This window comes from Sphingobacterium prati (assembly GCF_013167215.1).
GTDB classification, from domain to species: Bacteria; Bacteroidota; Bacteroidia; order Sphingobacteriales; family Sphingobacteriaceae; genus Sphingobacterium; species Sphingobacterium prati.
On sequence record NZ_JABJWY010000037.1, the window covers coordinates 1 to 11,999 of the forward strand.

At 37.8% G+C, this 11,999-nt stretch carries 8 protein-coding genes; 7 read left to right on the plus strand and 1 reads right to left on the minus strand.

Going from position 1 to position 11,999, the window contains the following annotated elements; translation table 11 throughout:
• The 5 genes from HPC41_RS18100 to HPC41_RS18120 form a co-directional block, all read left to right on the plus strand.
• The coding region (locus tag HPC41_RS18100; RefSeq protein ID WP_172393117.1) for a carboxypeptidase-like regulatory domain-containing protein at positions 1 to 720 on the plus strand (720 nt) is incomplete at its 5' end.
• Positions 721 to 1,156: 436 nt separating this feature from the next.
• Complete coding sequence (locus tag HPC41_RS18105) at positions 1,157 to 1,612, plus strand: nuclear transport factor 2 family protein (protein WP_172395431.1); 456 nt, start codon at positions 1,157 to 1,159, stop codon at positions 1,610 to 1,612.
• Positions 1,613 to 2,099: 487 nt separating this feature from the next.
• A complete protein-coding gene (locus HPC41_RS18110) occupies positions 2,100 to 2,288 on the plus strand; it encodes a hypothetical protein (RefSeq protein ID WP_172395432.1) in 189 nt (62 codons plus the stop codon).
• 77 nt (positions 2,289 to 2,365) lie between these two features.
• Positions 2,366 to 2,692: a SpvB/TcaC N-terminal domain-containing protein gene (locus tag HPC41_RS18115; RefSeq protein WP_172395433.1), complete on the plus strand. Its 327-nt coding sequence runs from the start codon at positions 2,366 to 2,368 to the stop codon at positions 2,690 to 2,692.
• Complete coding sequence (locus tag HPC41_RS18120; protein WP_172395434.1) at positions 2,670 to 9,059, plus strand: RHS repeat-associated core domain-containing protein; 6,390 nt, start codon at positions 2,670 to 2,672, stop codon at positions 9,057 to 9,059. The genes HPC41_RS18115 and HPC41_RS18120 overlap by 23 nt, the downstream gene beginning before the upstream one ends.
• Positions 9,060 to 9,113: 54 nt before the next feature.
• Here HPC41_RS18120 and HPC41_RS18125 read toward each other — a convergent pair whose 3' ends face one another.
• Positions 9,114 to 9,968: a hypothetical protein gene (locus HPC41_RS18125; RefSeq protein WP_172395435.1), complete on the minus strand. Its 855-nt coding sequence runs from the start codon at positions 9,966 to 9,968 to the stop codon at positions 9,114 to 9,116.
• Between the two features lie 277 nt (positions 9,969 to 10,245).
• On the opposite strand from HPC41_RS18125, the gene HPC41_RS18130 reads away from it, so the two are divergent.
• Positions 10,246 to 10,863 (plus strand): hypothetical protein, encoded by a 618-nt coding sequence (locus HPC41_RS18130; RefSeq protein WP_172395436.1) that lies wholly within the window; start codon positions 10,246 to 10,248, stop codon positions 10,861 to 10,863.
• Between the two features lie 667 nt (positions 10,864 to 11,530).
• Positions 11,531 to 11,968, plus strand: a complete 438-nt coding sequence (locus HPC41_RS18135; RefSeq protein WP_172395437.1) for a nuclear transport factor 2 family protein — start codon at positions 11,531 to 11,533, stop codon at positions 11,966 to 11,968.
• Positions 11,969 to 11,999 lie beyond the last annotated feature (31 nt).

Genomic DNA, 11,999 nt, shown 5'->3' on the forward strand with positions numbered 1-11,999 from the left:
TTTATCACAAACTTATCTTCTGCACAAGATCTGAAAGGTACGATTAAAGATAAGCATTCGGGTGATATTCTTATAGGTGTTTCGATCAAAGGAGCTTCGCGCAGCAACTATTCCGATGGTAATGGCAAATTTATATTGTCGGGCATTAAGCTTGGAGATACAATCACCTTTTCTTCAATCGGATATCGTGAGGAAAAATATATAGTTGGTAATAGCAATCGTGATAATCTGGTTATATATATGGAGCAAACAGCAATTTTGTTGGATGAAGTCAAGATCAATCCTTTAAGAAATTATAAGGCTGATTCCTTAAAGTTTCGGGAAGAATTTGGCAAGACCTTCAATTATAGCAAACCCAAATTTAAAGACATTTTCATCACCAAAAACTATTCTTCAAATGTCCCGAGACACCCTAATCAGGCGAGCAATAGTACCACCTCGCTGATTAGTGTCGATGTGCTTTCTGTTATTTCTATGTTAGGGAAAAAAAATAACCCACAATCCAAGCTCCAGCAGAAATTAATAAAGGAAGAAGAAGAGCAATATCTTGATAACACCTTTTCAAAGCGTATGGTTCAAAATTTGACGGGCCTTAAAGGTGACTCTCTACAAACTTTCATGCAGTTGTACCGTCCGAATATTTACACAGTAAAATACATGTCCGACTATGATATTATCCTGTATATCAAAAAGAGTTATCAAGAATATATCAAGCCTTAAGTAGCCTTATCGTCTGAACTACTCTTTTTTTGTTTTGATAATGTCATGACTACTATTGCTATTTGGGATATGAGCATAATTGAAAGCCCACGAGTAAAAGAATCAGCGCCTCCATTTATACAGCCAAAAAATATCCATGATACCTCAAGAACCATTAGGCAGCACATTAGTTTTCTAAAGATTGATTCCATGATTTTTCGAATTGGCAACTTTTTCCTACAAATCTCTCTTATACCAATTTAAGCAAATAAATACTGTATTGCAAATTTTTAAAAAAGAGAGCTTTGCCATGGGTAGTCCATTAACCTCTCCATTTCCGCCATTTACCGAGTTTTCCTGTCTGTTGGTCTAAAGCCCATAGGCTAGGATCCTATTGTGAAGTAATTTTGAGTCAACAAATAAGAACAATATTACTAACACAATAAAAAAAGACATTATGAAAACGCTAGTAAAAACATTCGCAGCAGCAGCCTTAATCGCAGTATCCACATTCGCTATGGCCGCTGAAGGACCAGGTTCCAAATCAGCAAAAGCAAACGTTAACCTTTCCACTGCAGACTTTGCTCTTGAGCATTATGTTGCGGTCACTACCGAGGGAGAATCAGTAGGCGTGGAGCAATTATTTGCTGAAGATTTCAACCAAAAGATCCAAGCTTCCAATGCACAGTCCAACAGCCGTGATGAAGTCGTAAAACACTTGAAAAAACAAAAAGGGGAGAAGCTCAACTGTACAGTAACTACCGAGATTATTGAAGAGTCAGCAGACTATATTGTAGCGAAGGTTAGAATGAAGTTTGAGAACTTCACTAAGACTGATCTTGTGACTTTGGTACGTGAAGGGAATAGCTGGAAAGTATCCAGTTCAGTAAATGCTTACAAAAGTATCCAATAATTAGTTGTCAGCTCGGTCATTTCGGGCGCTGACAACTAGTGAATCATATGTTTATTTAAGGCCACGTCGTGAGATGTGGCTTTTTTTATTGCAAGAACCTCAGTCTTTGCTGAGTTTTCGGTATCTCCCATCTACCGCTTAGATACTTATTCTATATCTCAATTTCATTTTTTTTACTAACTAATTTAGCATTGTGTTTAGGGAGATAGCTATTCCTAGACAAATGAAAGTAGATTTTTAAACAAAAATAGGATGTAATATGGATTAGTTTGAACAGCAAAAGGAACGTCGAGTTACATGGATGGTAACTGATTTTCGAAACACATTATTTTTTGGAAATGCAAATAAAAGAACTGTATCGATTGAGATGAATTCTTAAAAGTTATAACCGAAAAAAACTGTGATCAATTTTAGGTGTAGCAGGCCAACTGTAAGAATAATAGTGCTTGCATTGAATAATAATAAATATAAAAAATTAAAGGAGTTTATGAAAACACAGTATAACGAGCAAATTGAAGCTATAGAGAAAAAAAATGATGGAGAAGTTTCCCAGCAGCCATCCTTAATAACTGAAATAAAAACTACTGCATTGGCTGCTCCATCAGATTCTGATCTAGTATTTCAGTATGACGATTCGGGCAATCAGATTCGTAGAGAAGTAATTAAAGTAAGTTAAGAAATCATAAGTCAGAATATCGGAATCAGCCGACTCTAACGGCGTAAAACTAATTGACAGAAATAAAGTATAAAAACATGAAAAATTTAAATAAATCGGAGCAATCGGTAAATGAGATTGCAGAACAAGGACTAGCTCCTAAAACAGTAAATAATACATTGCCTAAAGTAAGTTCGGATATCCAGGTTAAAGCCGCTGTTGTCAATCCAAGCGATAACGTAAGCAATATGCCATTTCACGATACCAAAGGTACAATCGATGTAAATTCAAATGGACAGTTGCAATACTTGTTGCCAATCGCACTTCCTCCGGGAATTAAAACGGTGGCACCTCAGATCAACTTGCAATATAATAGCGGATCTGGAAATGGCGTAGCTGGCTATGGATGGACGATTTCGGGATAAAGACGGTGAAATTCGTTCTATTCAATTTGACTATGCAGATTATTATATGTTCAATGGCCAACGGCTGATTTTAAAGTCTGGCGCATATGGTAAAGATGCCGCAGAATACGTCACGGAGAAATATTCTAATATAAAAATTAAGTCAGTAGGACAGAATATGGAGAAAAACGGACCGGCATATTTCGAAGTGACCTTTGAAGACGGTTCCCAAGCGTTGTATGGCATCAACGCGGATGCCAGAACCCAAATGGAATACAATATTGTCAAATGGATAGATCCGCAAGGAAACGCAATTTTGTATAGCTATATCCAAGGGAACAACGTTGCGGTAATTGATCGTATTGAATGGGGTGGGAATGAAACACTTGGAACTGCCCATTTTAACAGTATTACATTTACCTATACATCGAGAGCGCTTCGCGAAACTTCCTATATGAGAGGGAAACTTTTTGTCCAGACAAATTTATTGTCCGCCATCCAGGTAACAGTAAATGGAACAGTTTTTAAAACTTACAATATCTCGTATGAAAAAGACAATAAAGGAAATCACTATCAATTTCTGAAATCCATTACCGAGCTGAATAGTAAAGGAGAAGCGGCTACACCAATAATCTTCGATTATAAAAAATCTGTTGCAGGCGGTTGGAAGCAAACTTGGATTACTAACGATTCATCTCCCGATTTACTATATGGTGATTTTGATGGTGATGGGAAAATCGATATTATTAAATATGTGGATGCTTTTCAGGAGTGTCTCAAATATGAAGAAGTGTACCATCCCGGGGGCGCATCAGGTGACAATGATTCACAGGCAGGGTATTGGGAATCTGTCTGTACACAGCCCGTCAGTCATCCAGCTGGTATTTATCATTTCGGAAGTGTATTTGACGATGACAGACCAAAACAAGTGCTTGTGGGATCAATGCTCACACGGGAGCAGCTAAAAAGAGCGAAAGTCTTCAATTTGAGAAATAATGCCGGAGAGATTCTGACCAAACAAGGTTTTTTTATTTATGAGACTGTTGCGTCGACAAGTAGCTTAGAGGCTGGTCGCAAAGACCTTGTGATCAAGGGATATTCTATTGCAACAAATTCTGATACCAATGAAAAGCAGTTGAAAGAAGAGTTTATCAGAACAATACCGGCAGATCAATACGATAATACCCTACTTAGAGATTATGAGCATCCCAATGAAATAGGTTATTGGCTTGACACCACAATTGAGGAAGTAAAAGAAATTGATGTTGACGGTGATGGTCTTTCAGAATTGATTTTTGTCCTATGTGATGATATGCAATGGGAGGAGGAAAATTCTGCCCCTGGTGGTGGTTTGCCATATAAAGAAATTAAACAACAGATTACCTATCGATATCTGATGGTACGGCCAAGTGAAACCGACCCCGCTAAATTGATGCGGACGTTCAATATTGGATCATCTACATCCAATTTTTTTGGAGGCACAGTACTCCAAGGAGATTTTAATGGTGATGGTAGTGTAGATTTTATCACTTTTGATAGCCTGGGTAAGCCTAATTTGACTGTATTCAAGAAAAACGCTGCTGGAGATTATATGCCAAATACATCCCTATACGCCAATGTGGTAATAGAGGGGTTGAGGCACCGCGCTGTGGTAGGAGATTTTACGGGGGATGGAAAAACAGATTTGCTGGTCCCTCAAGCTATAGATAGTCGTCAGTGGAAATTATATATCTCCACAGGCGCAGGATTTAAGGTGCAGAATTTACCGAATTTTGAGCTGTATAAAGAGAATTTGACCTTTAACGGAAAGACACATTCACGTTTTATCAATAGACAATATTTTGTGCAGGATCTTAATAAGGATGGAAAAGCTGATTTCATTGCTTTTTACTCTCATATCCTGGCAGATAATAGTGATGGTACCACCACCAAATTTATGATTCTTTATCATGAGAATAAGGGGATGGATGCCAATGGTAATGTCGTCTTTGTTCCAACCAATATAGATGGTAGTACGCTCAAAGGACGGAGTAGCTACAAAATGGATTGGTACCCAGCAGAATATAACAACTACTGGACGGAAGTTAAAGGATACGCATCGTTTTCTGCTCCTAGGAATGCTCCCTTGGCGCATTTTTCTCCCCTCGTCGGCGATTTTAAGATCAATAATTTTAATGAAAATATTCTGGTCTTTCGACAAGGCAGATTGGTCAAATATGCTCACTACAATGTAGCGGATGAAAGCTACATTACTTCTATTAATCAGGGCGGAATCATTACGGAAATTAAATATGCCGAACTCGATCCTAAAGTAAGTCCGGGGTTCTATGCTGGAACAAAAAAAGAGCTCTATCCATATGTTGAGTTAGAGCGTATGTCTCGTACCTTTGTAGTCTCGCAATTAAAGCAGGGAAATAGAAAACAAGATTTCAAATACCGAGGCTTTGTCACCAATGTGCTCGGCAAAGGAATGATTGGCTTTAGAAAATCGGCAAGATCCACCTGGTATACCGACCTTCTCAAAGCGACCAAAATATGGAGTGGTGTAGAGATCGATCCATTAAATGAAGGTTTGCCGATCAAAGAGTGGAGCGTACGCACCCTTACTGACGACAACCTTATTTTCCCTGTCGATCTTTCTGTATCGAACACAAAACTGCTATCGTTTAAGTCTATAGAATACAAGCGTACTACACCATCAAAAGGTGTAACAGCGATTGTACCTATTAAAATTGTGAGCAAGGATTTCCTTAAGAATATTGTTGAAGAAAATACGGTAACCTATGGGGACTATTTGCTGCCTGCAACGACCACATCTACCATCAATACTAATTTTTCGACAGTCAATACTGTATTGACTTATAGCCATAATCCGAGTGGTTTGGGAAAAGAATACTATATTGGTCACCCAATAAGCAAAGTTGAGACGGTCAATGCCTATGCAGATGTAAGATCTATTAAGGAAGAATACAGCTATACCGGTAATCTACTTTCTTCGAAGAAGGTCTATAATAAAAGCAATACCGCTTGGATACAGGAAGGGTATACCTATGATGGTTTCGGAAATGTCACAAAAAAGATTGTTACCAATAGTGTTGATACGCTAACGGAAACGGAACAGGCACAGTACGACCCGAAAGGAAGATTTGTTATAAAGAAGACAGATAATCTGGGATTGACAACGGTGATTACTTACAACGACTGGGGCCTGGTACTCACCCAGACAGATCCATTGGGTGATAAGATTACAAACACCTATGATGGCTGGGGCAAAACATTGAGTGCAAAGACCACCTTGGGCGGAACGACAACGTTTACCTATGAAAAGATGGATGATGGGGGGACTAAAATCAGTGAATTTCAACCTACAGGAATGACCATTGCTACATTTATAAATAAGTTAGGACAGGAGGTCAAGGTTAGAAAACGAGGTTTTAATCGCGAAGGATATATCATCGAAGGAGGAGACGTTGATGTATGGATTGAAGGAGATAAAGATACACGTCTTTCAGTATTGACAACCTATGACGACTTGGGTCGAAAAGTTCAGGAATCCGAACCCCATCGCGACGGATTCGAACCTAAATGGAATACCATCAGTTATAATGACAGTGTATTTCCGAGTATAGTCACTGCAACATCATTTTATGGCAAACAGGTCCGTACAAGACAATCGGGTAGGGTAACTCTAACAGAAGAAGTGAATGGCTATCTGCGTACGAGCAAGAAAACCACAGATGCGCTAGGTAATGTAATCATTTCCGAAGACAAAGGTGGTATTATTAACTTTACATTCAATGCTTCGGGACAACAACTTTCGGCTAAATATGGGACCAATATTGTAAAGACCGAATACGATGCCTGGGGACGAAAATCTAAGTTTGATGACCCCTCCAATGGTATTTATTCCTATACCTATAATGGCCTAGGACAGGTGACAAAAGAAATTAGTCCAAAGGGGTATAAAGAATACCGTTATAATACAAAAGGACAGCTGACGCAACAGATTGAAAAATCGACTGTAGTGGGATTGACCGATAAGGTGATCAATTATGCTTATAATACGAAAGGCCTTTTGCTGACGCAATCAGGGACTTCAAAAGGTAAAACATTTAAGATTACTTCTACTTACGATACTTATGGCCGACTATTAACGAAGACGGAGGATAGCTTTGGCCGTATTTATGCGCAGCGGGAGATACTCTATGATGACAAATCGCGGGTGATTTCTTATGTGAAGAGTTTGAAATCAGGTACGGTCGAAACAATTGCTGCAATTCAACACGTATATGAAGAGTGGAGTGGGCTTCTGCAAAAAATTATCAATAAAACAACAGGCGAGGAGTTATGGCGTATACAGGAAAACAGTGCAAGTGGGAAAATTGTGCGCGCACGATTGGGGTATACCAATATAAAAAACACCTATGATGAGCAAGATTTTCTTAAGAATACACAGCAGGGAATCTTAAATGCGGAGTATACTTTTGATGCTATGCGTAATGAACTGAAGGAAAGGATTCGGAATGGCAATATTAATCTGATAGAAACCTTTAACTACGACAGCAATAATCGTCTCATTGATTGGACAGATCCAAAAACTGGAGGACGTTCTTCAAATGTATATGATATTCAGGGACGTATCACCACGATTGATAATATAGGAACTCTTCGTTTTGACAATGCTGCAAAAATCTACCGCCCCTCAAGTGTCAAGCTGAGTACTGATGGGAAGCAGAGCTATAGCGGTGATTTGATCCAGCAGGTGGTGTATAATGAAAACAACGATCCGATTTATATCAGTGGCCAACAAGGCGATGTGCGGTTTGGCTATGGATTGGGGGATATGCGACAAATGGTCAGCTATGGTGGCAAAGCTGCCGGAGCAGAGATTGATAATGCCGCAAATTCACAATGGGAAGGTCAATATACAAAATATTACAGTGCTGATGGAGGCTTTGAAGTAGTCCGTAACAATAGTACAGGGCAGGAAAAACATTTAATCTATATCGGCAGTTCACCTTACGAAAGTAATATTGTTTGTCTGAAAGATTATTCAGAAAGTGCTGCATCTTATAAATTTTTGCACAAGGATTATCTAGGGAGCGTTTTGGCCATCAGTAACGCAGACGGTACTTTGCTGGAAGAACGGCATTTCGATGCCTGGGGCAATCTCACACATGGTAATATACAACTTTTGGATCGAGGTTATACCTCGCACGAGCATTTTGCCATGGTTGGAATTATCCATATGAACGGCCGTCTATTTGATCCCCGTTTGCGAAGGTTTTTAAATGCCGATGAACATATCCAGGATATGTTTAATACCCAGAATTACAATAAATACGGATATGTGCTAAATAATCCAATGATGTACAATGATCCGAGTGGAGAGTTTTTCTTTGGTTTGCTCGCAATACCCCTGATCAAGGCAATATTTTTCGGTGCGGCGGTAGGGCTTGCTGCTTATACAGTTGGCCTTGCGGTTTCGGGGAATATTGGCATGTGGAATCTGGGTGGTGCACTTAAGGCTACATTGTTTGGAGCAGTATCTGGAGCAGTCACCTTTGGTATCGGTTCGATTTTCAAAGCTGCTGCAAATACGATTGGTAATGCGTTATTGCAGGCTGGTGCTCATGGTGCCTCACAGGGAGTACTAGGATTAGTACAAGGACAGAATTTCTTTAGCGCAGCTGCTGCTGGCTTATTCGGTAGCTTAGGAGCCTATGGATGGGGAAGAGCCATGAATGGTCTTGGACTAGGACAGTTTTCGCAAAGTACCTATGGAATGATAGGTTTTGGTGCAATATCAGGTGGAGTTGGCGCCGAGTTGACTGGCGGTAATTTCTGGCAGGGAGTGATTACTGGTGGAGTAGTGTCAGGCTTAAACCATGTGATGCATAAGATTGGTGGACCAGATGATCCCAAAGACAAAGAACAGATAACAAAAAAGAAAGTAAGAATAAAGATTACCAGAGATATTTACGACCAACTTAAAAAAGTAGATGATGTTATTGTAAAATCCATTTTAGATGGTAAGTCTATGTTTGGAAAATATGGTACTGTTTTAGATTTTTTAGATGCCGGGGGAGAGATCTATTTAGTTAATTTAGAATACAAAGAAGGTGTATTGACTAAAGCAGAATATCAATTTAAAATGGCCAATACGGTACTCAACAAAGGAGCTAGTTTAGGGGCTGGTCTAGCATTGGAAGCAGGATTTACTATGGGATCTAGGGCAGGAATATACGGGATGCTTGTAGGAACAGCAGTTGGTGCTACCGTAGACGGAGCATTTTATATTTCTGCAAAAGGAGAACAATGGTTAAATAAATGGGGTCGTTATATTAGATACCAAACTATTGGAATAATCGAAAATAGTATTCGTTAACGTCAATCTTTTATAGAATTTTTGAATAGTCCTCTTTACGGCTTGTACTGAGGACTATTTCCAAAATTCTTTATTTTGAACTTTTGTTGTTCTGGAGTCCTTAGACCAAATCTGCGAAATAAGTGTATTTTCTCCCTCGACAAAACTAACATAAATGTTATACTCGGAGGTTTCATTGATAACACATTGATTTTTAGTGTCAAATTGCATTATTCCAAATCCATTGGTGTTAGGTAATACCTGAATCTCATTGTTTGGAGACTTTAGACGAAAACTGATATTGGATTCTAAATAACCTATACCTTTTTCAATTTTTTTAAGCGTATATCTGTTAGTCATGATGAATTCCTGGTCGTCGGCACCCAATACGGGGATACTAATGAATCTTTCTTTTTCAAAAGATGCTCCAATTGCGATAGGAACATCAGAATAAGTATTTTCGCCATGGCTTTGTTCTAATTGGTTTTTTAACGATAATTTTTCCACAAATTCCAGTTCATCATTCATTACAGAATCAATCTTCCTGGCAGCTGTAGTCATATCAAAGAAACCGTATATAGTACTTCCGTCTAAAGGGGTATAAATTTCAGATGTTTTGCCATTTAGTTTTTGAAATGAGTTTGAATGGATAAATTTCCATATATATGGAATTCGATTATTTTCTTCATTTTCTGTCGTCATAGCCGATTCTGTTGTATTTACAGTCTCGACGTTTAAATTAGTGGGTGATAATTCAAATTTGCCAGTACCAACTGTTTTTCGTTCTAGTTTTCCCTGAGCCTTTGTTCTGAAATCTATTTGAGATTTGTATATCTTATTGGGAAGTGGAACAAATTTTAAAAGTAATGAATCTTGTCCTTTAACGCTATGAACAAGACAAAGTAATACAATTATAAATAATTTATTCATGATAAATAAAAAGTTAAACCTACCTACAGTCACCAATTCAATACTTGAATATCTGGAGGTAATCTACTACGAAAATAAACAATTTTAAGTAAAACAGGCTAGTATTAATTGCTATAATAGTTGAATGGCTAGTCAATACTTGGTCATATGATAGTTTTTTTTAATTATTGTTTTTATACTCTATTTTTTTTGATCTTTTTGCTTGTTTAATTAATATTTTAGTGTTGTTATTTAAAAATGTGAGAACTGTAATTGGCAGTTTGGTTATATTAGGCTTATGGTAAAAAGATCAGTCTTAGAAAAGTTATCCAATAAGGAACTGTTACGCTATACTTCAGAAGATACCCGATCAGTCTCTGAGGCTATAGAAATGGCTCTCGACATTCTCAAAAAAAGAGGCTATATTTTTTCCGAAACAGAAATTGCTCAAATAAATCAACTTATAGAATCGAAGAAAAAAGAAGAACCTGATTATACCGCCCCTAATACATGGGATATTGATGAAGATGCTAAAAAAGCTACTGTCAGTTTCTATTCACAAAGAGCAATCTGGTATTTTAGTATACTTTTCGGATTATTTACCGGCGCTATATTGCTTGCAATCAACTTATTCACATTATCCAAGAAAAAAGAAGCATTGGTAACACTCCTATTTGGATTTGGTTATACGATAGCACTAATTTTAGTATACAAAGAATTTAAAGATTATTTTGATCAAAGCAGGTTCACTGGTATTCTGTTATATGGAATAGGTGCAGCAATATTGCAGTTTGGGTTTTGGGATCAATATTTGAAAGGAATAAAGTATAAGAAAAGAAGCATAACTGCTCCGCTTGTTATATGTTTAATTGTTGTAGGTCTAATTATATTACGTATCATAATTTTTCTAAGGTGATTCTCCTTAATAATCGGGTCCGATGATTCCATTGAAATAATTATAAACGACAAAGGAAATATTTAATTTTATTAAATGGAAAAGATTTCGGTCATCGCCTTTAATAATAGGACATATCATTTAACGGAAGACGTTATCATGCATCTATATCCGTGGCTAAATAACTATTTATTAATACATAAGGTTAAAGAGCGGGCTGGTATTTTTTTTATCGCAGATGATAATTTAGCTCGGCTCATTGAAGAGTTTACATGTTCTCTTCGAGCGCTTCTTAAATCAGGATATACAGAGCCGATTCTAGATGAGCTTCAGAAATATCCGACAAGGTTTGAGAAGATTTTGTTCGACGATCACGTTTATCGCGTCAATTATAGAATGTCCTCCTATGGTCACTCCGTTTATTTTATACATTGTATTTTAAATGATTTAATTATCTCGGCATACAATAATTCAACTGTTAGGTTGTACTGATTCAATACCATCGATCGGATCTCCTCCAAAATGGAGTATACAAAATAATCTACTTTTATATTCACCTCCCCGTTCCTGCCATTCACCGAGTTTTCCTGTCCATTAGTCTAAATCCCATAGGCCGGGGGCGTATTGTGTTGTAGTTTTGAGTCAACAAATAAGAACAGATAAACTAACACAATAAAATAAAGACATTATGAAAACTCTAGTAAAAACATTCGCAGCAGCAGCTTTAGTCGCAGTATCAACTTTCACTATGGCAGCTGAAGGACCTGGTTCAAAATCAGCAAAAGCAAACGTTAACCTTTCCACAGCCGACTTCGCCTTAGCGCACTATGTTGCAGTTACTACAGAAGGTGAATCAGCAGGAGTGGATCAATTATTTGCAGAAGATTTTAGCAAGAAGGCAAATGCAACTACCAATAAACGTGACGAGCTGGTCAAATTCTTTAAAAAGCAAAAAGGAGAGAAGCTAAATTGTACGGTAAGCACAGACATCCTTGAAGAATCAGCAGACTATATGATTGCTAAGGTGACTCTAAAATTTGAAAACTTCACGAGGACTGATCTGGTTACCTTGGAGCGTGTGGATAATGACTGGAAAGTATCCAAATCGGTCAATTCGTATAAATAAGAGCCATCTCAAATAAATATATAAATGTTGT